We start from the raw sequence: 22,262 nt of genomic DNA on the forward strand, positions 1-22,262 counted from the left end.
GTCAGCCTGCGGCGGGCTCCGGCCTCGATCACCGGACGGGCTTGCACCGCTTCGTACGCGTAGCCGGCCGCCGGCGTGCCGGCCCGCCACTTCGCGCGCTTCATGAACGTCTGCGCCTCGCCACGAAGGGCTCGGCCCGAGGCCGTTGCAGCCCTCGGAGGGTCAGGGCGCCGGCAGTGGAAGCAGCATGCATGTACTGGTGGCGTGAGCGAGCAGGCGGTCCTTCCCGTCGAGCAGCCGGGCCTCGGCGAGGGCGGTGCGGCGGCCGCCGCTGATGACCGTGCCGACGGCGCGGATCCTGCCGGTGTCGACGGTGACGGGGCGCAGGAACTTCACGGTCAGGTCGAGCGAGGTGTACCCCATGCCCGGTGGCAGGGTGGTCTGCACCGCGCAGCCGGCGGCCGAGTCCAGCAGTGTGGCGTAGACCCCGCCGTGCACGCTGCCGATGGGGTTGTAGTGCTCCTCGCCCGGGACCAGCGAGAACACCACGCGCCCGTGCTCGGCTTCGTCGAGAGTGAAGTCCAGGGTGGCGGCGATCGGAGCGCCGGGCAGCCGTCCTGCGGCGATCTCGCGCACGAACTCCAGACCTGTGGTCTGCCCGACGGCGGCCGCCGAGACCGCCGGATCTTCCCATTCGTATGTACGTGACCGTCCCATGCGGCTGATCCTCCTCATCTGGCTTTGTTCGATGAAGCTAGCTGTCGCTGCAGCTGACTGTCAATATAGGAGCCAGGCGGGCTAGCATGACGGGATGAAGTGGCTGGAGATGAGCACGGAGAACTGCACGGTCCAGCGCACCCTCGACGTGGTCGGCGAGAAGTGGACGCTGCTGATCCTGCGTGACGCCTTCAACGGGGTGCGCCGCTTCGACGACTTCCGCCGGCACGTGGGGCTCTCGGAGGCGGTCCTGGCCGGTCGGCTCCGCAAGCTGGTCGCGGCCGGGGTCCTGCAGACCGTCCCGTATCAGGAGCAGGGCAGCCGGACCCGGCACGAATATCGCCTGACTCGCAAGGGTCGGGATCTCTGGCCCGTTCTCGTGGCGCTCAGGCAGTGGGGCGAGACCTACGTCGCCGATGCCGAGGGGCCGGTCCTGGACATCCGGCACAGCGATTGCGGCGCCCCGGTGCGGGTCGTGGTCGAGTGCTCCGGTGAGCATGCCGCGCTCACCCCGGCGGAGGTCACGGTCCTGCCCGGACCTGCGGCCAGACCTCACGGCTGAGTGGCTGCAGGCGAGTTGACCCCTTCGTATCGGTCGTCGGCGCCTGCATTCCGAGGCCCTGCGGCAGCGACGGATCGATCCCGTCCCGCCGGAGTCCGCCGCGGCGGGAACGTCTCGGGCCGGCTCACGCGGGCTGCAGCAGGTCCCAACGGTTGCCGTAGAGGTCCTCGAAGACCGCGACCGAGCCGTACGGCTCGTGGCGCGGCTCCTCCAGGAAGTGCACGCCGGCCGCCAGCATCCGCGCATGGTCGGCCGCGAAGTCCTCGGTGTGCAGGAAGAAGCCGACCCGGCCGCCGGTCTGCGCCCCGACGCTCGCCCGCTGGCCCTCGTCCTTGGCGCGGGCCAGCAGCAGCCCCGTGCCCTGCGTCGCGCCGCGCGGCGCGACGACCGCCCACCGGGAGCCGTCCCCGCGGTCGGTGTCCTCGACGAGCTCGAAGCCGAGGGCGTCCGTGTAGAAGGAGATGGCCTCGTCGTAGTCGCGGACGACCAGGGTGACCAGGGCGATGTGTGACATGGCGGTTCCTCGAAGGTACGGAGTCTGGTTATACGTAACACTATCGAGGATGCCGCTCGTGCCGGAACAATGCGCCGCATGCAGACGAGTGACGTCGGTGAACTGTCGGCCCGTGCCCGCCGGCTCGCTGTCCCCGGCCGGCGCCGCATCCTCGGCATCGCGGGGCCGCCCGGCGCCGGGAAGTCCACGCTCGCCGAGCGGCTGGTCGACGGGCTGGGCGGGCTCGCCGTCCTCGTCCCGATGGACGGCTTCCATCTCGCGCAGGCCGAATTGGACCGCCTCGGCCGCGCCGGCCGCAAGGGTGCCCCCGACACCTTCGACGCCGCCGGATACGCCGCCCTGCTCCGACGCCTGCGCACGCCCGGGGATCACGGGCCCGTCTACGCCCCCGCCTTCGACCGCGCCCTGGAGGAGCCGATCGCCGGCGCCATTCCCGTACTTCCGGACATCCCGCTCGTCGTCACCGAAGGCAACTACCTCCTCCATGACGAAGGACCGTGGGCGCCGGTGCGCGGGCTGCTCGACGAGGTGTGGTTCCTCGACCTGGAGCCGGACGAACGGGTCCGCCGGCTCATCGACCGCCATGTGCGGTTCGGCAAGCCGCGGCCGTACGCCGAGCGCTGGGTCGCCGGGTCCGACGAGGTCAACGCGCGGCTCGTCGCCGGTGGCAGGGACCGTGCCGACCTCGTGGTCCGTCTCCGGACGGCGCCCTGATTCCCACTCGCGCCCGCTCTCGCGGCCGGGCAGGATGCTGTCTGCCCCGTCGCGTCGCCAGGAGGTCCGCATGTCCAGCCTGAACCAGCCCGTGCCGTTCACCGCAGACGACTACCGGGCGAGGATGGAGCGGGCCGCCCGGTCCGCGGCAGAGGCGGGGCTCGCGGGTGTTCTGGTCGCGCCGGGCCCGGACCTCGTCCACCTCACCGGCTACCAGCCGGTGAACACCGAACGCCTGACGCTCCTGGTCCTCAGGGCGGGCGAGGACCCGGTCCTCGTCGTCCCCACCCTGGAGGCACCCGACGCCGAGCGGGCCGTCGGCTCCCCGGCCCTGACCCTGCGCGACTGGACCGACGGCAAGGACCCGTACGCCGTGAGCGCCCCGCTGCTCGACGCGGGCGGCCGGTTCGGGATCAGTGACAACGCCTGGGCGATGCATCTGCTCGGGCTTCAGCAGTTCCTCCCCGGCACCTCGTACGTCTCGCTCACGCAGGCCCTGCCGATGCTGCGGGCGGTCAAGGACGCCGCCGAACTGGAACGGCTCGCGGCGGCGGGCGCTGCCGCCGACGCCACGTACGAGGAGATCCTGAAGGTCCGTTTTTCCGGCCGGAAGGAGACCGAGGTCGCCGCCGATCTGGCGGCGCTGCTCAAGCAGTTCGGTCACTCGCAGGTCGACTTCACCGTCGTCGGCTCCGGCCCGAACGGCGCCAACCCGCACCACGAGGCGGGCGACCGCACCATCGTGGGCGGCGACATGGTGGTGCTCGACTTCGGCGGCCTCAAGCACGGCTACGGCTCCGACACCTCCCGTACGGTCCACGTCGGTGAACCCACCGCCGAGGAGCAGCGGGTCCACGACATCGTGCGGGAGGCGCAGGACGCCGGCTGCCGGGCGGTCCGGCCCGGGATCGCCTGCCAGGAGATCGACCGGGCGGCCCGCGCCGTCATCACCGAGTTCGGGTACGGCGAGCGTTTCATCCACCGCACCGGCCACGGCATCGGCGTCACCACCCACGAGCCCCCGTACATGATCGAGGGCGAGGAGCAGCCGCTGGTGCCCGGGATGTGCTTCTCCGTGGAGCCCGGCATCTATCTGCCGGGCCGGTTCGGCGTCCGCATCGAGGACATCGTGACCGTCACGGAGGACGGCGGACAGCGGCTGAACACCACCGCGCGCGAGCTGGCAATCGTCGAGTAGCGGGACCGGGGGAGCGGATCGCTGCTTCCTGGATTCCTTCCGTCCGGTCCCACCGGGGGCTGCGGGGCCAAGGGCGCTTCAGCGCGGGCGAGTCGAAGCGGAACACGGGCGGGCCGGAGCGGCGTCGCGAGGCGTCAGTCGTCGGCGAGCACCACGCACGACTCCGCCGGCAGGTGCAGCAAGCCGTCCTTCTCCGGCGCCGCCACCGTTTCCCAGGCGGCCAGCACCCGGCCGCCGCCGTTCCGGTTCCGCCCGCCGCCGAGCGGAATCGTGGCCGGCGCCGCCGCCAGGTTGACCGCGACCCGGAGATCGCCCCTGCGGTAGGCCAGCCAGCGCGCCGACTCGTCGTGGGCCGTCTTCACCGACGCCAGATCCGGGTCCGAGAGGTCGGCCATGACGCGGCGCAGCGCGATCAGCTCCCGGTACCAGGCGTGCAGGCGGGCATGCGGTTCGCGTTCCGGTTCGGTCCAGTCCAGGCAGGAGCGGTGCCGGGTGGCCGGGTCCTGCGGGTCCGGGATGTCGTCGGCCGCCCAGCCGTGTGCAGCGAACTCCCGCCGCCGGCCGTTGCGTACCGCATCGGCGAGCTCCGGATCGGTGTGGTCGGTGAAGAACTGCCAGGGGGTGCGGGCTCCCCACTCCTCGCCCATGAACAGCATCGGGGTGAACGGGCCGGTCAGCACCAGGGCCGCCGCGCAGGCCAGCAGCCCGGGGGAGAGCGTGGCGGCGAGCCGGTCGCCGAGCGCCCGGTTGCCGATCTGGTCGTGGGTCTGCGCGTAGCCGACGAAGCGGTGGGCGGCGCTGCCGGAGACGTCGACGGGGCGCCCGTGCGTACGGCCGCGGAAGCTGGAGTAGGTGCCGTCGTGGAAGAAGGCGTTCGTCACGGTCTTGGCGACGGCGGTCAGCGGAGCGGCGGCGAAGTCGGCGTAGTAGCCCTGGGACTCGCCGGTCAGGGCCGTGTGCAGGGCATGGTGGAAGTCGTCGTTCCACTGGGCGTGCAGCCCGGTGCCGCCCGAGGAGCGCGGCGTCGTCGTACGCGGGTCGCACAGGTCGGACTCGGCGATCAGCGACAGCGGGCGGCCGAGCTCGGCGGCGAGCGTGTCGACCGCCTCGGACAGTTCCTCCAGGAAGGGCAGCGCCCGGGTGTCGGCGAGTGCGTGGACGGCGTCGAGCCGCAGCCCGTCGAGCCGGTAGTCGCGCAGCCAGCCGAGCGCGCTGCCCAGCAGATACGCTCGGACCTCGTCCGATCCGGCGGCGTCGAGGTTGACCGCGGCGCCCCACGGAGTGTGGTGCGTATCGGTGAAGTACGGCCCGAAGGAAGGCAGATGATTCCCGGACGGGCCGAGGTGGTTGTGGACCACGTCGAGGACCACCGCGAGACCGAGGCCGTGCGCGGCGTCGACGAATCGCTTCAGTCCGTCCGGGCCGCCGTACGGTTCGTGCACGGCCCACAGCGACACCCCCTCGTACCCCCATCCGTGTGTGCCGGGGAACGGGCAGACGGGCATCAGCGACACATGCGTGACGCCCAGCTCGGCGAGGTGCCCGAGCCGCGCGGCGGCGGCGGCGAAGGTGCCCTCCCGGGTGTAGGTGCCGACATGCAGCTCGTACAGGACGGCGCCCGGCAGCCCGCGCCCCGCCCATCGGGCGCGCCAGGTGTACGCCTCCTGGTCGACCACGGCGCTCTCGCCGTCCGGGCCGTCCGGTTGGCGGCGCGAGCGCGGATCGGGCAGGACCGGTCCGTCGTCGAGGACGAAGCCGTACCGGTCGCCGTCCGCAGCCTCCGCCTCGGCCGTCCACCATCCGGTCCGTGCGGGGTCGCGCTCCATCGCCCGCAGCTCGCCCGTCAGCCGCAGACCGACCGAGCCGGCCTCCGGTGCCCACACCTCGAACAGCATGCGTCGCTCCTTGTCTCCTCGTTCCGGCCCCATGGTCGGCAGAAGTCACGATCACCGGCCCGCGACTCTGGATCGAGCACGTCACTGGCGAATAAGGTCTGGTCCTGATCATTGCCCGACCGGGTTCTGCTCATACGTACGGCTGATGGAGGCCGAGATGACTGTGCCGACGTTTCCGCCGGGATTCCTCTGGGGCGCATCAGCCTCCGCCTTCCAGACCGAAGGAGCTGCCGACACAGACGGCAAGGGCCCTTCCGGCTGGGACGCCTTCGCCGCACGGGGACGGATCAAGGACGGCGCCGACACCACCCGGGGCACCGGTTTCCACGAGCGCTACCGCGAGGACGTCACTCTGCTGGCGGGTCTCGGCGCCGACGCCTTCCGGTTCTCCGTCAGCTGGCCGCGCGTGGTACCCGGCGGCCGCGGACCCGTCAACGCGGCGGGACTCGACTTCTACGACCGGCTCGTCGACGAACTCTGCGCCCACGGCATCACCCCGGCCCCCACTCTCTACCACTGGGACACCCCGCTGCCGCTCGACGAGGCGGGCGGCTGGCTCAACCGGGACACCGCCTACCGTTTCGCCGAGTACGCGGGCATCGTCGCCGAACGGCTCGCCGACCGGGTACCGATGTGGATCACCATCAACGAACCCGCCGAGGTGACCATGCTCGGCTACGCGCTCGGCGAGCACGCCCCCGGCCGTACCCTCCTCTTCGACGCCCTGCCCGCCGCCCACCACCAGCTCCTCGCGCACGGACTCGGCGTCCGGGCGCTGCGGGCGGCCGGCGCCGCCAACATCGGCATCGCCGTCTCGCACACCCCCGTCTGGACCGCGGGGGAGTCCGAGGAGGACCGGCTCGGCGCCGGGCTGTACGACACGCTCACCAACTGGATGTTCGCCGACCCGGTCCTGACCGGCCGTTATCCCGACGAGGGCGTCGCCGCGCTGATGCCGGGACCGGTCGAGGACGACCTCAGGACCATCTCCGCCCCGCTCGACTGGTACGGGGTCAACTACTACAGCCCCACCCTGGTCGGCGCCCCCAGGGCGGCGGACGCCCTCGACAGCTTCTCCGGCTTCACGATGCCCGCCGAACTCCCCTTCGGCATCCGTGAGATCGAGGGCTACGAGAAGACCGACTTCGGATGGCCCGTGGTGCCCGACGGGCTGCGCGAGACCCTCGTCCAGCTGCGCGACCGCTACGGCGACCGGCTGCCGCCGCTCTACATCACCGAGAACGGCTGCGCCGTCGACGAGGCCGTCGCCGACACCCGCCGGATAGCGTTTCTCGAGGGCCACCTGGGCGCGCTCCGCGAGGCCATCGACGAAGGCGTCGACGTCCGCGGTTACTTCACCTGGTCGCTGACCGACAACATCGAGTGGACCGAGGGTGCCGGCAAGCGGTTCGGGCTGGTCCACATCGACTACGAGACGCTGCGCCGCACCCCCAAGGAGTCGTACGCCTGGTACCGCGACGTCATCCGCAGCCAGAAGGCGAACGGTTCAGCCGACTGACCGGATCCGCCACACCAGCACCCCGCCCACCGCCGTCACCACGGTGGACAGCAGGTAGAGCCCCGCGTAGCCGCCCGCGTAGGCCACGACCGGAGCGGCCAGCGCGGGGCCCAGCACCTGGGGCGCGGAGTTGGCGATGTTGATGACCCCCAGATCCTTCGCCCGGTCCTCGGCCGCGGGCAGGACCTGGGTGATCAGTGCCTGGTCGACCGCCACATAGATCCCGAAGCCGAGTCCGAGCAGCACCGCCGCTACCATCGCCACCGGCCAGGTGTGCCAGAACGTCAGCAGGAGCGACCCGGCGGCCATCACCATCGAGCACGCGCTGACCATCATCTTCCGCCTGCCCAGCCGGTCCGACACGATCCCGCCCGCGACGGCCGTCACCACCACACCGCCGGTGTAGAGCAGCGTCAGATACAGCACGCCGAGGTCCGGGTCCGGGTAGTGCACCGCGTCCTTGAGGAAATACAGCAGGTAGAGCGTGCCGATCGCGTTGCCCAGCTGGACGAGGAACCGGGTCAGCCACGCCCAGCCGAAGTCCGGATGGAGCCGCGGACTCACCCAGAAGTCCTTCAGTCGTACCGCGGCCGCCGGCGTCCGCACCGGGCCGGGATCACGGGTCAGCACCACGAACGGCAGCGCGCACAGCACCACCAGCCCCGCCAGCACCATATATCCCGCGGCGGTCCCGGTCACCGCCACCGACACCAGCAGCACACCGAGGACCAGCCCCAGCGTCTGCGGAATCCCGATGTACCCCGACACCGCCGCCCGCTGCCGTACCGGCACCTGGTCCGGCACCACCGCGTTGGTACCGGCCAGCATCGCGTTCAGCCCCAGCTGCGCCAGGCACCAGCCGATCGCCACCCCGGCCACCGTCGTCTGCGCCGCCGTCACCGCCAGACCGGCCGCGCCGACCACCGCCCCGCCCACGATCCACGGGTGCCGGCGGCCGAACCTGCCGACCGTACGGTCCGACAGCGCACCCGCGAGGGGGTTGGCGACCACCGCCACGAGCGCCCCGACACCGGTCGCCCAGCCGAGCGCGACCTCCTTGCCGGACGGGGTCAGATCGTCGATCTGCTCCGCGAGCAGCACCTGGATCGGGGTGAGGAAGGCCATGTACAGGCCCAGGTTGGCCAGGACCAGGCCACCGATCCAGCCGACGCCGACGCGGGACTGCGGTTCGGTGCGGGGGTCGTCCACGGTCATCGGCCGCTCGCCATCAGCTCGGTGGTGCCCGTAGCCATCACGGTCGGAAGTGCCCCGGAGGTGCCCCGGACGAGGGCCCGGGTTGCCCGGATCTTACGAACGGCCCCCTCGATGATCAATACTTCGCGCCATGGTTGCTTCATGGTGGTCCCGGGCCCAGCTGGGAATCTTCGTGCACTGGACACCCGCGTCCGTACCGGGCTGGGCCCCGCCGTACGTCCCGGTGGACGAGCTGCCCCTCGCGGGCCGCCGGACACCGCTCGGCTGGACCTCGTACGCCGAGTGGTACGAGAACGGGCTTCGTTTCCCCGCCAGTCCCGTCTCGGCCCATCACCGGGCGGAGTACGGCACCCGCCCGTACACCGATTTCGGCCACGACTTCAACGACGCGCTGGAGAACTGGGACCCGGCGGCCTGGGCGCGCAGCTTCCGCGCCGCCGGCGCCCGCTACGCCGTCCTCGTCACCAAGCATCACGACGGCTTCTGCCTCTGGCCGTCCGAGGTCCGCAACCCGCACCGCACCGGCTGGCACACCAGCCGCGACGTGGTCGGCGAGTTCGCCGAGGCGGCCCGCGCCGAAGGGCTGCGCTTCGGGGTCTACTACTCCGGCGGCCTCGACTGGACCTTCGACGACCGGCCCATCGGCACCGGCGCGGACACGGTCTCCGCCGTGCCGCGCGGGGCCTACCCCGCGTACGCCGACGCCCAGATGCGGGAACTGATCCGGCGCTACCGTCCCGACATCCTGTGGAACGACATCGCCTGGCCGGGCTCGCGCGCCGACGTCCAGCGGCTCATCGAGTACTACCGCTTCACGGTTCCGCACGGCGTCGTCAACGACCGTCTCTTCCCGTACGCGCCGATGTGGAGGGCACTGCAACTGCCCGGGGCCAAGGCCCTGTACGACCGGTGGGAGCGCCGCACCATCGCGCAGGGCGAGGGCTTCGTGCCGCGCAAGCCCCCGTACTACGACTTCCGCACCCCGGAGTTCGCCCGCTACACCGGCCCGGACCCGTACGAGATAACCCGGGGCATCGACCACAGCTTCGGCTACAACCGGAACTCGTCGCCCGACGACTTCCTCAGCCGCCCCGCACTGACGTCACTGGTCACGGAGACCGCCGCCGCGGGCGGCAACCTGCTGCTCAACGTGGGGCCGCGCGGCGAGGACGCGGCCATCCCCGCCGAGCAGCAGCTCCGCCTGAACTGGCTGGCGGAGCTCACCCCGGGTCTCGCAGCGGACGGATGCGTTCCCGGCTGACCGGATGGGACGCCGGGACGCGTGTACCCGGCGGCCCGGATCCGGTATCCGCCCGACCGGACAGGACGCGCCCTAGCTCCAGACCATGTTGAACGCGCGCTCGAAGTTGACGTACCCCAGGCGCGCGAAGGACTTCGCCATCGGAACATTGCCGAGGTCCGTCGCCGCCCGGATCCGCTCCACACCGTCCTGCGCGGCGAGCACCCGGGTGCCCTCGGTGAGCAGGTCGTCGATGTAGCCGTGGCCGCGCTGCGCGGGCAGCACGCCGATGTACGCGATGATCGGGTTGTAGTTGTTGCGTGCGGGGACCACGAACCCGACCGGCTCGCCGTCCGGGAGTTCGGCGACACGCCACCACGCGCGCGGGGTGCCGTACGTGCCGAGCTCCTCGTCGTAATGCTTCTCCGCGGCCTCGCGGGCGGACAGCCCGGACGCCAGGTCCTCCTGGCCGTGCGCGTCGAGCGTGCCCTCCATCACCGGGGTCATCAGCGCGAGGAGATCCTCGCGCCCGGCCACCGGGCGGAACCGCAGCCGGCCGCTGTCGGCAGGCACCGGGGTACCGGCCCGCCACTCCAGGCGCAGCCGCTCGACGAGCATCCGTGCTCCGGTGCGCTCCATCACCCGTATCCGCGCCTCCACGAGGTCGCGGGCCACCGGGTCCTCGCGCCAGTCCGGCGGTACGAAGCGACCGTACTCGGGGCGCGGGACCCCGGCGGGGACGACCGCCGCCGTCGCCTCCTCCAGCAGCCGCAGGCCCGTCTCGGTGCGCTCCGGTTCGGGCAGGGTGTCGTCGAGGTCGAAGAAGTCGAGCGCGAGGGGTATGTCGCCGCCCTGGCTCCACCAGGCGATGCGTGCGACCACGCGGTCGCCGCGCAGCGCCACCCACATCCACTCGGGGCGGCGGCGCCCCGTCGCGAGGTCGTCGGCCAGCTCGTGGTCGAGGACGTACGACAGACGGTGGAACAGGGCCAGTTCGTCCGGTCCGGTGAGCGGACGGACGGTCAGAGCCGGGGGAACAACGGTCACAAAGTCTCCTTGAGGCGCCGGGCCGCCCGGCGATCACCGTGCGGCGCGCGGTGGCAGACAGTAGCAACGTCCGCCGGAACGCGCCCCGGATATTCAGGCGGCGGGTGCCGCGCAGGTCAGGAGCGGGAGAAAGCGGGGTTGTTCTGGACACCCTGGGCCGGTCGGCCCGACAATCGATCCTGTGACGTCGCCCTTCGAGTTCCACACGTATCCCGCGCGGGTCTCCGACGCCCAGCGTGACCGTGTTCTCGATGTGCTCAGAGAAGGCGCCGCACAGGGCAGGCTCTCGCACGACACCTTCGTACGGCGGATGGAACTGGCCCTGGCCGCCCACCGCCCGGAGGAGCTGGCGGCGCTCACCGCCGACCTGCGGAGCGAGGGACGCTGGGCGCGGGGACTGTTCCGGGCCGTGGGGGCGGTCTCCGGCTTCCCCGCCCGGGTACGCAGGGCCTGGCAGGCCGAACGGCTCCCGAAGCTGCTGCTGCCCACGCCCAGCCCGTACCCCCTGTTCATCGGCCGTGACCCGGCGAACGGGCTGCGGCTCACCCATGAGACCGTCTCGCGCAAGCATGCCGAACTCACCGTGCAGAGCGGCCGGTGGATCCTGCGCGACCTCGGCTCGACCAACGGCACCTGCGTGAACGGGCAGCGGGTGACCGGTGCGGTGTCGGTGCGGGACGGGGACCAGGTGAGCTTCGGCCGGATCACGTTCCGGCTCTCCGCGCCCGCACCGAAGCCGCCCGGCCCCCCGGCCCTCCCCGGCCGTCCGGCCTGAGACAGGGACGCGGGTCACGCCTGTTGGTGGAGGCCGCGCCCGGCGAGGGTGAGGAATGCCTCACCGACGGCCTCGGAGAGCGTCGGATGGGCGTGGATGTGATGGGCCACATCGGACGGTTCGGCGTCCCAGCCGACGATCAGCTGACTCTCGGCGATCATCTCGGAGACGTTCGGCCCGACCAGATGGACGCCGAGGACCCGGCCACCCCGCTCGGCGACGACCTTCACCAGGCCGCCCCGGCCGTGCACCATGCCCTTGGCCACGGCGGTCAGCGGCATGGTGTTGACGGTGACCTCGCGCCCGGAGTTGAGCGCCTCGGCCTCGGTCAGGCCCACCGAGGCGGTCTGCGGGGAGGAGTACGTGACCCGCGGGACGGTCGCGTAGTCCACCGCCGCCGGGGCGCGACCGGCCAGGGTCTCGGCGACCAACAGGCCCTCGGCGAAAGAGGCATGGGCCAGACCGAGGGACGGCGGGGGCAGCAGATCGCCCACCACGTGGATACCGGGGACGGCGGTCTCCAGACGCGTCCAGTCCGCCGGTGCGACGTGTCCCCGCTCGTCGGTGGCCAGTCCGGCCGCCGTGAGACCGAGACCTTCCGTCACCGGCGTCCGCCCCACGGCGACGAGCAGCCGTTCGGCCGTCACGGTCCGGATCTCCCCCCGCGCGGTGCGTACGGTGGCACGTACCCCGTCGTCCAGCACGGCCGTGTCCGAGAGCCGCGCCCCCGCCAGCACATCGATGCCCCGCTTCCTCAGCCCCCGGGTCAGATGCCGCGACACGTCGGCGTCCTCCAGCGGCACGAGACGTTCGGCCGCCTCCACCAGGGTGACCTCGGCGCCCATCGACCGGTGGAACGAGGCGTACTCGACGCCGATCGCCCCACCTCCCAGCACCAGCACCGACCCCGGCAGCCCCGGGGCGAACAGCGCGTCGTCGCTGGTGACGACGCGCCGCCCGTCGGCCGCCAGGCCCGGCAGCATCCGCGGCCGGGAACCGGTCGCGAGGACGATGCCACGGCGTACGGCGACGTCCCCGTACCCGGTGATACGCGCAGTGCGCGGACCGGTCAACTCGGCCTGTCCATGAGCCACTTCGACGGAGGCATGGGCCAAATGAGCTTCCACGCCATGGTGGTTGCGTGACACGATCGCGTCCCGGGTGGCGACCAGCGCCGGCCAGTCCACCGAGTCCAGGGTCGCCTTCACCCCCCACCGCTCGCGCGCCTCCGCGATACCGTCGACCAGCTCGGCGGCGTGCAGCATCGCCTTGCTGGGGATACAACCGCGGTGCAGACAGGTGCCGCCGACCTTCTCCCGCTCGGCGAGCACCACCTCCAGACCGAGGGAGGCCGCCCGCAGGGCGGTGGAGTATCCGCCGGTACCACCGCCGATCACCAGTACATCGGTTTCGCGTGTGCCGGCTTCCGTTGTGTTCCTCGAGTCGTTCATGGCCCCAGCCTCGGCCCGGCCCATGACATGAGTCCAAGGCAATGTATATCTGGTTCCCATGCACAGCTTTCATGTCAACCGGCCTTGGGAGCACGCACGATGAGCCTGCGGCAGATGGAGTACTTCCTCGCCGTCGTCGAGGAGTCGTCGTTCACCCGGGCCGCCGAACTGCTCCACGTCACTCAGCCGGCGCTCTCCCACCAGATCAAGTCGCTGGAGAGGGCCGTCGGCGGCGCCCTGCTGGAACGCCTGCCGCGCGGTGTCCGCCTCACCCCGATGGGGCGCGCCTTCCTGCCCCACGCCGAGCGCTCGGTGCGCAGCGCCGCCCAGGCCCGGCGGGCGGCCAGGGCCGCGGCGGGTGCGGAGGGCGGTGAACTGCACATCGCGACCGTGCACGCGGTGGCCGTCGGCATCCTCCCCGACATCTTCGCCCGATGGCGGGCCGCGCACCCCGCAGTCGGCCTGGTCCTCCACGAATACGCCACCACGGAGGCACTGGAGGAACAACTCGAACGCGGCGTCGCCGACCTCGCCGTCGGTCCGGTCCCCGCGCACTGGGAGGGTCCGGTCGTCCCGATCGGCACGGAGGAGGTCGTCCTGGTCGTCCCGTTCGACGACCGCCTCGCCGGACGCACCTCGGTGCGGCTCGACGAGCTGGCCGACCGGCCGTGGGTCCGCTGCGCGATGGAGCCCGTCGTCCACGGCAGACCCTTCCTCGACCATGCCTGCGCCCTGGCCGGCTTCGTGCCGCGTACGGCGGTGCGGACCGAACACACCTCGACAGCGGTACGGATGGCGGCGGCGGGCGTCGGGGTCGCGACGGCCCCCGCGCACATGGTCCGGGGCGCGGTCGGCGAGGACTGCGCGGTTCTCTCAGTGGATCCGCCCTGGCGGCGGCAGCTTGCGGTCTTCTCCCGGGTGGAACCGACCGGGGCGGCGGCGGCTTTCACGGAGCTCATGGGGACGGCCGGCCCTCTCACCCGAACGGCCGTACCTCCACTGCGCTGAGCCCGCCGCGGTGATCCACTTGAGTCGTCCCCGCCGCACCGCGGCGCACCGAGCCCGGGGGGAACGGATGCAGGCCGACCCGCCCGACGGCATACCCGCGCCCCCGCCCGTCCGCCGCGCCGCGCGACGGACCCGCGGAGCCCGGTACGCCCGCACCGGCCCCAGCCTGCTCGCCCCCGGCGCCGCACACGATCCGTACCGGCTCTACCGCGTGCTCCGCGAGACGTACCCGCTCAGCTACGACGCACCCCTCGGCGCCTGGCTGCTCAGCCGGCACGCCGATGTGACCACCGCCCTCACCGATCCACGGTTCACCGGCTTCCCGCACGACGGTGCTCCCCGCGGCGGCCCCGCACCGCGCGGACTCTGCCACGGGAGCGCGCGCTGCACGCCCGGGGAACAGGACCCGGCGCGGGCGGCTCCGTCCGCGCCACGCCACCTCACCGAGCGAGTCGCACGGACGGCGTACGTTCTCGCCCGCCGCATAGCAGGACGCCAACAGGCGGATCTCGTCGAGGAGTTCTGCCGATGGCTGCCGGTGGGTTCCGGCGGACCGTACCCGGCAGGACTGCCACCCGTGGCGGCCCCGATCCCGTGCACCAGCAGGACGGGCCTCCGGGAAACCGCGCTCGCCTCCCTCTTCGCCAACCTGCTGGACGACCCCGACCTGCTGACCGCCCTGCGCGTCGAACCCGGCCTGGCCCACCGCGCCTGGACCGAGTCGCTGCGCCGCGACCCGCCGGTGCAGGTCGTGCTGCGCCGCACCGTCGCCGAGGTCGTCGTCAGCGGCGGCACGCTCCCTGCCGGGGCGCCCGTCGCGTGCCTGGTCGGCGCCGCCTGCCGCGACCCCGAGCGCTATGCCGCACCCGACCGCTTCGACCCCTTCCGGACGGACCAGGGCCGGTCCACGGCAGGCCCCGAGTCCTGCCCCGCCGTCCTGCTCGGCCGGCTGGAGGCCGAGCAGGGGGTGCGCGCCCTGCTCGACGCCATGCCGCGGATCCGCTGGGCGGAGGGGTTCCGTCCGGTCTCCACCGGACTGCTCACCCGCGGCCCGCGGACGCTTCTCGTACGGCCCGGCTGAGCAGCGCCACCGGCCGCTCCGCGAACAGTTCACCCACCGGGACCCGGCCCCCGGGGAACTCCCGGTCCGGCGTGAGCAGATCGGTCCACGGCCGCCCGTCGTCCGGCAGCGCCAGCTCCGTGTCGCGCCAGCCGCCCGCCCCGGCCAGCCGCAACGACAGCCGGGTCACCGCCGTGACCACCTCGCCGGAACGGCAGAAGGCCAGGCAGTGCGCGGCCGCCGGGCCGTGCGCGGTCAGCGGGGTGTACGTCCCCGACTCGCCGAAGAGCTCCGGCCGGTCGCGCCGCAGCCGGAGAGCCGCCGCCGTGAGCGCTGCCTTCTCGTCCGCGGGACCGTCCGCGGACGGACGGCGGAACGGCCGCCGGTTGTCCGGGTCGACCAGCGCCAGGTACTCCCGCTCCGTGCCCTGGTACAGGTCCGGCACGCCCGGCATGGTCAGCTGCACCAGCGCGGCCCCGAGGGCGTTGGCCCGGGCGAACGGGTCGAGCGCGTCGGCGAATTGCCGGAGCGCCGCCCGGGCCCGGCCGGTTCCGGCGGCGGGCCCCGCCGCGACGAAGTCCGACACCGCTTGCTCGTACCCCGGATCCGGTTCCGTCCAGCTGGTGAAGAGGCCCGCCTCCCTGACCGCCTTCAGCAGCGTGGGGCCGAGCCGGCCGGCCAGCTCATCGGCGGGCAGCCCCACGCAGCCGAACGCCGTCTGCCAGGCCTGCCAGGCCAGCTGGGGGTCGGGCGCCGCCGGGGCCGCCAGGGCCGGCCCGGCGAGCAGCTCCGACCACTGCTCCGGGCACTCGGACAGGACCGCGATCCGGGCCCGTACGTCGGCGCTGCGCTTGGTGTCATGCGTGGTCAGCGCCGTGCCGGTGGTGGGCCAGTCGCGTGCCAGCCGGGTGCAGAACGCGTGGAACTCGTCCGGAGCGACCGCCGGGGCCCCGGGGTCGCCGCCCACCTCGGTCGCGGAGATCAGCGGCACGTACCGGTAGAACGCCGTGTCCTCGACCGACTTGGCCCGCAGCGCGGACGCGGTCTGGGCGAACCGGGCACAGAACGCCGCCCGGTCCGGCCCGCCACCGAGCCGCCCGAGCGCCAGCTCCCGCACCACGTCGACGGCCGACGCCTCCTCCGGCACGGCGAACACCGCCCTGGCCTCCCGCACGGCCGCGTCCGGCAGGGTCGCCTCCGCCTCGCGGGAGCAGGCACCGCCCGCTGTGACGTACGGCCGGTAGACCGGGACACGGACGAGCAGTTCGGTGACGGCCGTGCGCAGCGCCCAGGGGGCGTGGTCGCGCAGTGCGGGGTCCTCGGCGCAGATGCGTACGGCGAGACGGGTGAGCACAGCGGTCTCGGCGGCCAGCTCGTGCGTCACCACCCGGTACGCCGCGCGGCGTACCGTCGTGGCCCAGTGGCCGCCGCGGTCCCCGGCCGGGGAGGCGAACTCCTGGTACCGGCCGAGCAGCTCGGCGACGCCCACCGGGTCGATGAACAGCCCGTCGATCCGGCGCAGCGCGTCGTACCCCGTCGTCCCGGCGACGGCCCAGCCGGCGGGCAGCGGCTCGGCGCCGGTGAGGATCTTCTCCACCACCGTCCACCGCCCGCCGGTCGCCTCGCCGAGCCGCTCCAGATAGGCGGCGGGGTCGGCGAGCCCGTCCGGATGGTCGATGCGCAGCCCGTCGACGACACCGTCCCGGACCAGTTCGAGGATCTTGCCGTGGGTGGCGGCGAAGACCTCCGGGTCCTCCACCCGCAGCCCGATGAGGTCCGAGATGGTGAAGAAGCGCCGGTAGTTCAGTTCGGTACGGGCCAGCCGCCACCAGCCGAGCCGGTAGTGCTGGGCGTCCAGCAGCTCGGCGAGCGGCAGGCCCCCGGTGCCGGCCCGGAGCGGGAATTCCTGCTCGCCGTAGCGCAGCACCTCCCCGTCGGCCCGGAACCGTTCCAGCTCGTCGCCGACGCGGCCGGCCAGCACCGGCAGCAGCACCCGCCCGCCGCCCGCGGCCCAGTCGATGTCGAACCAGCGGGCGTACGGCGACCCGGGGCCCTCGCGCAGCACCTCCCAGAGGGCGCGGTTGTGGCGGGGCACCGCGGCCATGTGGTTCGGCACGATGTCCAGCACCAGTCCGAGCCCGTGCCCCCGCGCGGTGTCCGCCAGCTGCCGCAGCCCGTCCTCGCCGCCCAGCTCGGCCCGGACCCGGCTGTGATCGACCACGTCGTAGCCGTGGCTGGAGCCGGGTACGGCTTCGAGGACGGGCGACAGATGCAGATGGGAGACGCCGAGCGCGGCGAGGTACGGCACCGCGAGTCCGGCGGCCGAGAACGGGAAGTCCGGCTGGAGCTGCAGCCGGTAGGTGGCTGTGGGCGTCATGCGAACGTACGTACCCAGCTTGGCGCCGACTGTGACACCGCATCCGGCCGATCCATCCGGACGAGGGGCCCGCGCCGCACCTTCCGGCTACGCCGGCCGCTGCAGCACCGCCATGCTCCGCCCCACCAGCGTCACCCGCTCACCCGCCACCACCTTCGGCCCCGCACCCGGCTGGACCCCGTCGGGCCGGGCCGTGTCGACCACCACCGACCACTGGCGCCCGTGGTTGACCGGGACGGCGAACTCCAGCGTGTCGGCGCTCGCGTTGAACATCAGCAGGAACGAGTCGTCGGAAATCCGTTCCCCCCGCGGCCCGGGTTCCGAGATGGCGTGCCCGTTCAGGAAGACCGTCAGCGCCTTGGCGTGCGCGGCCTGCCAGTCCCGCTGCGTCATCTCGCCGCCCTCGGGGGTGAACCAGGCGATGTCCGACAGCTCGTCGTGGGTGCCCTCCACCGGCCGGCCGTGGAAGAAGCGGCGGCGCCGGAAGACCGGGTGGTCACGGCGGAGCCAGACCATCGCGCGGGTGAACTCCAGCAGACTGGTGGGGGGATCGGGGTCGTCCCGGTCCTCCTGGTCGTCCCGGTCGTCCTCCTCGGCGTCGGCCTTCCGCGGCTCCGGCCAGTGCACCCAGGACAACTCGCTGTCCTGGCAGTAGGCGTTGTTGTTGCCCTGCTGGGTCCGGGCGAACTCGTCGCCGTGACTCAGCATCGGCACCCCCTGCGACAGCATCAGTGTGGCGATGAAGTTCCGCATCTGCCGCTCGCGCAGCTGCAGCACCTCCGGCTGGTCCGTCTCGCCCTCCGCGCCGCAGTTCCACGACCGGTTGTGACTCTCGCCGTCCCGGTTGCTCTCGCCGTTGGCGTCGTTGTGCTTGTCGTTGTACGACACCAGGTCGTGCAGGGTGAACCCGTCGTGGCAGGTGGTGAAGTTGATGGAGGCGAGCGGTCGCCGGCCGTCGTCCTGGTACAGGTCCGAGGATCCGGTGAGTCGCCCCGCGAACTCGGCGAGGGTGCGCGGCTCACCGCGCCACAGGTCCCTGACCGTGTCCCGGTACTTGCCGTTCCACTCCGTCCACAGCGGCGGGAAGTTCCCCACCTGGTAGCCGCCCTCGCCCACGTCCCACGGCTCGGCGATCAGCTTCACCTGGCTGACCACCGGGTCCTGCTGCACCAGGTCGAAGAACGACGACAGCCGGTCCACCTCGTGGAACTGCCGGGCCAGCGTGGCCGCCAGATCGAACCGGAAGCCGTCCACATGCATCTCGGTCACCCAGTACCGCAGCGAGTCCATGATCAGCTGCAGCACGTGCGGGGACCGCATCAGCAGCGAGTTCCCGGTCCCCGTGGTGTCCATGTAGTACCGCTGGTCGTCCGCGAGGCGGTAGTACGAGGCGTTGTCGAGCCCGCGGAAGGAGAGCGTCGGCCCCAGGTGGTTGCCCTCAGCGGTGTGGTTGTAGACCACATCGAGGATCACCTCGATGCCCGCCTGGTGGAGCGCCCGCACGGCCTGCTTGAACTCACTCACCTGCTCGCCGCGGTCGCCCCGGGAGGCGTAGGCGTTGTGCGGGGCGAAGAAACCGATGGTGTTGTAGCCCCAGTAGTTGGCGAGGCCGGCGTCCGCCAGCCGGTGGTCCTGGACGAACTGGTGCACCGGCATCAGTTCGATCGCCGTGACCCCGAGCTCCGTCAGGTGCGCGATGACCTCCGGATGGGCCAGCGCCGCGTACGTACCGCGCAGCTCCTTCGGCAGCCCCGGGTGCAGCATCGTCAGACCCTTCACATGGGCCTCGTAGATCACCGTGCGGTGGTAGTCCGTACGGGGCCGTCGGTCGTCGCCCCAGTCGAAGTACGGGTTGACCACCACCGAGGACATGGTGTGCGGCGCCGAGTCGAGATCGTTGCGCGCGTCGGGCCGGCCGAACGGATATCCGTACACCGCCTCGCCCCACCGGATCTGTCCGGAGACCGCACGCGCGTACGGGTCGAGGAGCAGTTTCGCCGAGTTGCAGCGGGCTCCGCGCTGTGGCTCGTACGGCCCGTGCACCCGGAATCCGTACCGCTGACCGGGCATCACCCCGGGCAGGTAGGCATGGCGGACGAAGGCATCGGTCTCCCTCAGCTCCACCGCCGTTTCGGAACCGTCGTCGTGCAGCAGGCACAACTCGATTCTGTTGGCGGCTTCGGAGAAGACCGCGAAGTTGGTACCGACGCCGTCGTACGTGGCGCCGAGGGGATACGCCTGTCCCGGCCAGACCTGCATGGATATGACTCTTTCACTTCTGATCCCCGTGGTGGGGGCGCTTGGGACCGACCGGCCAGATCTTCCCCGAAAGAGTGGCGCCCGCTCAGGGTGCGTCAACTTCGGGTCCTTTCGTGTCGCCCGCAACCGGAATCCGAGAACCTGACCGGGTCGCGCGTCCGGAATGCGACCTCCGAGGGGATACCCAATCACTATGAATCAGCTCACTCCGGTAGATCTCGTCGCAAGAACAGGCGTGTCACATGGAGGAGTTGGGAAAGGAGCCTGTGCATCCTGCTGCACCGGCTCCCGCTCCCGGAGTACCCTTCCTTGATCGTTGGTGGGGGAGTGGAAGGCGGTGCGCGGGTGAGCTCGGGAGGGTTCGAGCTGCCTCCAGGTGACGCAGGTCACGAGGGGGAATCCGGCGACGCCCCGCCCGGGGCGGTGTCGCTCGCGCAGCCCATGGAGATCGGCGCCGAACTGGACTGGGGCGCGGACGCCTGGAGCGAGGTCCGGACCCGGGCCCAGCGGGCCGGACGCGCCTACATCTGGCTGAATCTCGTGGAGCAGCGGCTGCGTGCCGTGGTGGCCGCGGTGCTTCGGCCGATCTACGAACCGGTGCACGGCGAGGACTGGGTGGTCGCCGCCGCAGGGCCCGCCGGACAGGAATGGGTGCAGCGCGCCGTCGCCGTGCGCGAGGTCTCCCGCCGCAAGGGCTATCTGCTCGACCCGGCCGACGACAACGTCCTCAGCTTCCTGACGCTCCCGCAGCTGCGGGAGCTGATGGTCCAGCACTGGCCCTGCTTCGAGCCGTACTTCGACGACCGGCGCGATGTCGAGCTGGCCCTCGACGAGCTGGAGGTCGCCCGTAACGTGGTCTCCCGCAACCGGGCGCTCAACGAGGCGGTGCTCGCCCAGGCCGAGCGCGCCTCCGCGCGGCTCCTGGAGATCCTCGGCAGCGGCGCCGCGGTCCCGTCCGCCGACCGGCTGCCGGTCGACGCCGTCGAGGAGCTGGTCGGAGACCGGTACGCGGATGTGGTCTCGGTCCACTCCGACCGGGTCCGGCTGCAGCGCCAGCTGCCCGCCGAGGATCTCTTCGGCGGTTCGCGCCGGCTCGACGCGATCGGCATAGGCCTCAATCTGCTGGTGCAGAACTTCTCCGGGCGCAGGCTGGTCCGGCTCGCCGAATCGGGCTGCCGGATCCGGCTGCTGTTCATCAACCCGGCGAGCAGCGCGGTCAAACGCCGCGAGCGGGAACTCGGCATCAAGAAGGGCGAGCTGAGCCGGTCGGTGGAGATGAACATCCTTCACATGCGCCGGGTCCGTTCCAAGCTCCGTGATCCGGGCGCGTTCGAGATCCACGTCTTCGACGAGACGCCGCGCTTCACCGCCTATCTGGTGGACGGCGACGGCGCGGACGCGGTCGGCGTCGTCCAGCCCTATCTGCGGCGCGCACGCGGCATGGAGGCACCCGTGCTGGTGCTGCGGGGCGGGGGAAGGGCGGTGGTCCGGGCCGGGCAGGACCACGAGCACGGACTCTTCGAGACGTACCGCGAGGAGTTCGAGTCCGTTTGGGCGGACTCCCGGCCGGTCTCCTGAGGCGTCGCGCCCACCTCTCGTACGCGTTGTCAGTGGTGCATGACAGGGTGGTCGTCACCTGGGGGAGAGCACCACGAAGGAGGTACGGGATGAACTGGCACCGGGAGCCACTGGTCGGCTTCGGCCTGGAGACGACGGGCACGGAACCGCTGGAGGCCAGGATCGTGACAGCCGCGATCGTCGGCGGCGCGGACCGGGAGCCTTCGCGGCCGCGCACCTGGCCGGCGGATCCCGGCATCCGGATTCCCACGCAGGCCTCGGCGATCCACGGCATCAGCAGCCAGCGGGCGGCTGCGGAGGGCCGGCCGGTGCGTGAGGTGGCGGAGGAGGTCGCCGGGACGCTCACGGGCTTCCGGCGCCAGGGGGTGCCGGTCGTCGCGTACGACGCGGCCTTTGGTCCCCGCACTCCGGGTGCGTCCCAGGTGTCTCAGGACGCCCTGGTGGGTGGGGCCCTGTGATGAGCTGGATCAGCGGACCGTTGGTGGCCTTCGACCTGGAGACCACAGGGACCGACATCGAGGCCGACCGGATCGTCACCGCGGCGGTCGTGGCCGTGGAGGCGGATGGGCGACCGCCGGAGGCCCGGACGTGGCTGCTCGATCCGGGGGTGACCATCCCGCGACAGGCTTCGGCCATCCACGGCATCTCCACGGAGCACGCCCGCAGGCATGGGGTTGCGGCAAATCCTGCGATCGAGGAGATCACCTCAGCTGTCGCCGAGGTGCTGAACTCGGGGACTCCGCTGGTGGTGATGAACGCGCGGTACGACCTCTCGCTCCTTGACCGCGAGTGCCGACGGCACGGTATAGAACCGTTGGTCGAGCGGTTGCGGGGAGGGGCAGCGCTGTCGCCCGTCATCGATCCCTTGGTCCTGGACAAGCACGTGGACCGGTATCGGAAGGGGTCAAGGAAGCTCCAGGCGCTCTGCGAGCACTACGGAGTGCCGCTCGATGACGCGCACAACGCCGTCGCGGACGCACTGGCTGCGGCACGTGCGGCGCGGTCCATGGGCGTCAAACACTCGGTCATAGGGACGCTGGCTCCCACGGAGCTGCACGACCTCCAGGTTCGTGCGGCAGCCGAGCAGGCGGCTTCGCTGGAGAAATACCTCCGTCGTACCTCGAACCCCGAAGCGACAGTCGAGCCGGCCTGGCCCGTCGTGCCGTACGTCCGCTGACAGCCGGAAATTCCGC

The 22,262-nt window shown here is 72.0% G+C and carries 18 protein-coding genes and 1 pseudogene; 11 read left to right on the forward strand and 8 right to left on the reverse strand.

The genetic code is table 11. The features are described 5' to 3' along the window. Positions 1–162 precede the first annotated feature (162 nt). Positions 163–657 carry a PaaI family thioesterase gene (locus ACFVXE_RS24060; protein WP_389673962.1) on the reverse strand — a complete coding sequence of 165 codons (495 nt, stop codon included), beginning with the start codon at positions 655–657 and terminating at the stop codon, positions 163–165. Positions 658–751: 94 nt separating this feature from the next. Here ACFVXE_RS24060 and ACFVXE_RS24065 point away from each other — a divergent pair, with 94 nt between their 5' ends. After that, positions 752–1,219, forward strand: a complete 468-nt coding sequence (locus ACFVXE_RS24065) for a winged helix-turn-helix transcriptional regulator (RefSeq protein WP_389673964.1) — start codon at positions 752–754, stop codon at positions 1,217–1,219. A gap of 124 nt (positions 1,220–1,343) precedes the next feature. Here ACFVXE_RS24065 and ACFVXE_RS24070 read toward each other — a convergent pair whose 3' ends face one another. Continuing rightward, positions 1,344–1,733, reverse strand: a complete 390-nt coding sequence (locus tag ACFVXE_RS24070) for a VOC family protein (RefSeq protein WP_389673966.1) — start codon at positions 1,731–1,733, stop codon at positions 1,344–1,346. Between the two features lie 78 nt (positions 1,734–1,811). Here ACFVXE_RS24070 and ACFVXE_RS24075 point away from each other — a divergent pair, with 78 nt between their 5' ends. Both ACFVXE_RS24075 and ACFVXE_RS24080 read left to right on the forward strand, forming a co-directional pair. Next, positions 1,812–2,447, forward strand: a complete 636-nt coding sequence (locus tag ACFVXE_RS24075) for a nucleoside/nucleotide kinase family protein (protein WP_389673968.1) — start codon at positions 1,812–1,814, stop codon at positions 2,445–2,447. A 70-nt stretch (positions 2,448–2,517) separates the two neighbouring features. Beyond that, entirely contained in the window at positions 2,518–3,645 is a 1,128-nt protein-coding gene (locus ACFVXE_RS24080) for an aminopeptidase P family protein (RefSeq protein ID WP_389673970.1), read from the forward strand. 134 nt (positions 3,646–3,779) lie between these two features. On the opposite strand, the gene treZ is transcribed toward ACFVXE_RS24080, so the two are convergent. Then, on the reverse strand, positions 3,780–5,540 hold the full coding sequence (treZ, locus tag ACFVXE_RS24085) for a malto-oligosyltrehalose trehalohydrolase (RefSeq protein ID WP_389673971.1): 1,761 nt from the start codon (positions 5,538–5,540) through the stop codon (positions 3,780–3,782). A gap of 157 nt (positions 5,541–5,697) precedes the next feature. Here treZ and ACFVXE_RS24090 point away from each other — a divergent pair, with 157 nt between their 5' ends. Continuing rightward, entirely contained in the window at positions 5,698–7,059 is a 1,362-nt protein-coding gene (locus ACFVXE_RS24090; protein WP_389673973.1) for a GH1 family beta-glucosidase, read from the forward strand. On the opposite strand, the gene ACFVXE_RS24095 is transcribed toward ACFVXE_RS24090, so the two are convergent. Then, entirely contained in the window at positions 7,048–8,274 is a 1,227-nt protein-coding gene (locus tag ACFVXE_RS24095; protein ID WP_389673975.1) for an MFS transporter, read from the reverse strand. The two genes, ACFVXE_RS24090 and ACFVXE_RS24095, sit on opposite strands and share 12 nt — an antisense overlap. Before the next feature lie 130 nt (positions 8,275–8,404). On the opposite strand from ACFVXE_RS24095, the gene ACFVXE_RS24100 reads away from it, so the two are divergent. Then, the gene (locus ACFVXE_RS24100; protein ID WP_389673977.1) at positions 8,405–9,535 is read left to right on the forward strand and encodes an alpha-L-fucosidase; all 1,131 of its coding nucleotides are present in this window, start codon (positions 8,405–8,407) and stop codon (positions 9,533–9,535) included. A gap of 72 nt (positions 9,536–9,607) precedes the next feature. On the opposite strand, the gene ACFVXE_RS24105 is transcribed toward ACFVXE_RS24100, so the two are convergent. Continuing rightward, on the reverse strand, positions 9,608–10,561 hold the full coding sequence (locus ACFVXE_RS24105; protein WP_389673979.1) for a GNAT family N-acetyltransferase: 954 nt from the start codon (positions 10,559–10,561) through the stop codon (positions 9,608–9,610). Positions 10,562–10,742: 181 nt separating this feature from the next. Between ACFVXE_RS24105 and ACFVXE_RS24110 the strand changes: the two genes are divergently transcribed. Next, positions 10,743–11,336 carry a DUF1707 and FHA domain-containing protein gene (locus ACFVXE_RS24110; protein ID WP_389673981.1) on the forward strand — a complete coding sequence of 198 codons (594 nt, stop codon included), beginning with the start codon at positions 10,743–10,745 and terminating at the stop codon, positions 11,334–11,336. A 14-nt stretch (positions 11,337–11,350) separates the two neighbouring features. On the opposite strand, the gene lpdA is transcribed toward ACFVXE_RS24110, so the two are convergent. Continuing rightward, on the reverse strand, positions 11,351–12,787 hold the full coding sequence (gene lpdA / locus ACFVXE_RS24115) for a dihydrolipoyl dehydrogenase (protein ID WP_389673983.1): 1,437 nt from the start codon (positions 12,785–12,787) through the stop codon (positions 11,351–11,353). 99 nt (positions 12,788–12,886) lie between these two features. On the opposite strand from lpdA, the gene ACFVXE_RS24120 reads away from it, so the two are divergent. Beyond that, positions 12,887–13,795 carry a LysR family transcriptional regulator gene (locus tag ACFVXE_RS24120; protein ID WP_389673985.1) on the forward strand — a complete coding sequence of 303 codons (909 nt, stop codon included), beginning with the start codon at positions 12,887–12,889 and terminating at the stop codon, positions 13,793–13,795. A gap of 67 nt (positions 13,796–13,862) precedes the next feature. Next, entirely contained in the window at positions 13,863–14,876 is a 1,014-nt protein-coding gene (locus ACFVXE_RS24125) for a cytochrome P450 (RefSeq protein ID WP_389673987.1), read from the forward strand. Here the strand turns inward: ACFVXE_RS24125 and treY are convergent. Continuing rightward, on the reverse strand, positions 14,836–17,232 hold the full coding sequence (treY, locus tag ACFVXE_RS24130) for a malto-oligosyltrehalose synthase (RefSeq protein WP_389673989.1): 2,397 nt from the start codon (positions 17,230–17,232) through the stop codon (positions 14,836–14,838). The two genes, ACFVXE_RS24125 and treY, sit on opposite strands and share 41 nt — an antisense overlap. Positions 17,233–17,319: 87 nt before the next feature. Then, positions 17,320–19,491, reverse strand: coding sequence for a glycogen debranching protein GlgX (gene glgX, locus ACFVXE_RS24135; protein WP_389673991.1), 2,172 nt, complete (start codon positions 19,489–19,491; stop codon positions 17,320–17,322). A 345-nt stretch (positions 19,492–19,836) separates the two neighbouring features. Between glgX and ACFVXE_RS24140 the strand changes: the two genes are divergently transcribed. The 3 genes and pseudogenes from ACFVXE_RS24140 to ACFVXE_RS24150 all read left to right on the forward strand — a co-directional run bounded on the left by ACFVXE_RS24140 (position 19,837) and on the right by ACFVXE_RS24150 (position 22,246). Then, entirely contained in the window at positions 19,837–21,069 is a 1,233-nt protein-coding gene (locus ACFVXE_RS24140; protein ID WP_389673993.1) for an SAV2148 family HEPN domain-containing protein, read from the forward strand. 89 nt (positions 21,070–21,158) lie between these two features. Next, positions 21,159–21,464: pseudogene (locus tag ACFVXE_RS24145) on the forward strand (3'-5' exonuclease); the annotation flags it as partial. A gap of 62 nt (positions 21,465–21,526) precedes the next feature. Beyond that, positions 21,527–22,246, forward strand: coding sequence for an exonuclease domain-containing protein (locus ACFVXE_RS24150; protein ID WP_389673995.1), 720 nt, complete (start codon positions 21,527–21,529; stop codon positions 22,244–22,246). The last annotated feature ends 16 nt before the right edge of the window (positions 22,247–22,262 follow it).

Source organism: Streptomyces sp. NPDC058231 (assembly GCF_042882275.1).
In the GTDB taxonomy this organism is placed as follows: domain Bacteria; phylum Actinomycetota; class Actinomycetes; order Streptomycetales; family Streptomycetaceae; genus Streptomyces.

Excerpts from the sequence above, each read along its gene's own strand:
- ACFVXE_RS24060 (WP_389673962.1), bottom strand. The coding sequence starts at position 657 with ATGGGACGGTCACGTACATACGAATGGGAAGATCCGGCGGTCTCGGCG.
- ACFVXE_RS24065 (WP_389673964.1), top strand. The coding sequence starts at position 752 with ATGAAGTGGCTGGAGATGAGCACGGAGAACTGCACGGTCCAGCGCACC.
- ACFVXE_RS24070 (WP_389673966.1), bottom strand. The coding sequence starts at position 1,733 with ATGTCACACATCGCCCTGGTCACCCTGGTCGTCCGCGACTACGACGAG.
- ACFVXE_RS24075 (WP_389673968.1), top strand. The coding sequence starts at position 1,812 with ATGCAGACGAGTGACGTCGGTGAACTGTCGGCCCGTGCCCGCCGGCTC.
- ACFVXE_RS24080 (WP_389673970.1), top strand. The coding sequence starts at position 2,518 with ATGTCCAGCCTGAACCAGCCCGTGCCGTTCACCGCAGACGACTACCGG.
- treZ (WP_389673971.1), bottom strand. The coding sequence starts at position 5,540 with ATGCTGTTCGAGGTGTGGGCACCGGAGGCCGGCTCGGTCGGTCTGCGG.
- ACFVXE_RS24090 (WP_389673973.1), top strand. The coding sequence starts at position 5,698 with ATGACTGTGCCGACGTTTCCGCCGGGATTCCTCTGGGGCGCATCAGCC.
- ACFVXE_RS24095 (WP_389673975.1), bottom strand. The coding sequence starts at position 8,274 with ATGACCGTGGACGACCCCCGCACCGAACCGCAGTCCCGCGTCGGCGTC.
- ACFVXE_RS24100 (WP_389673977.1), top strand. The coding sequence starts at position 8,405 with ATGGTTGCTTCATGGTGGTCCCGGGCCCAGCTGGGAATCTTCGTGCAC.
- lpdA (WP_389673983.1), bottom strand. The coding sequence starts at position 12,787 with ATGAACGACTCGAGGAACACAACGGAAGCCGGCACACGCGAAACCGAT.
- ACFVXE_RS24120 (WP_389673985.1), top strand. The coding sequence starts at position 12,887 with ATGAGCCTGCGGCAGATGGAGTACTTCCTCGCCGTCGTCGAGGAGTCG.
- ACFVXE_RS24125 (WP_389673987.1), top strand. The coding sequence starts at position 13,863 with ATGCAGGCCGACCCGCCCGACGGCATACCCGCGCCCCCGCCCGTCCGC.
- treY (WP_389673989.1), bottom strand. The coding sequence starts at position 17,232 with ATGACGCCCACAGCCACCTACCGGCTGCAGCTCCAGCCGGACTTCCCG.
- glgX (WP_389673991.1), bottom strand. The coding sequence starts at position 19,491 with ATGCAGGTCTGGCCGGGACAGGCGTATCCCCTCGGCGCCACGTACGAC.
- ACFVXE_RS24150 (WP_389673995.1), top strand. The coding sequence starts at position 21,527 with ATGAGCTGGATCAGCGGACCGTTGGTGGCCTTCGACCTGGAGACCACA.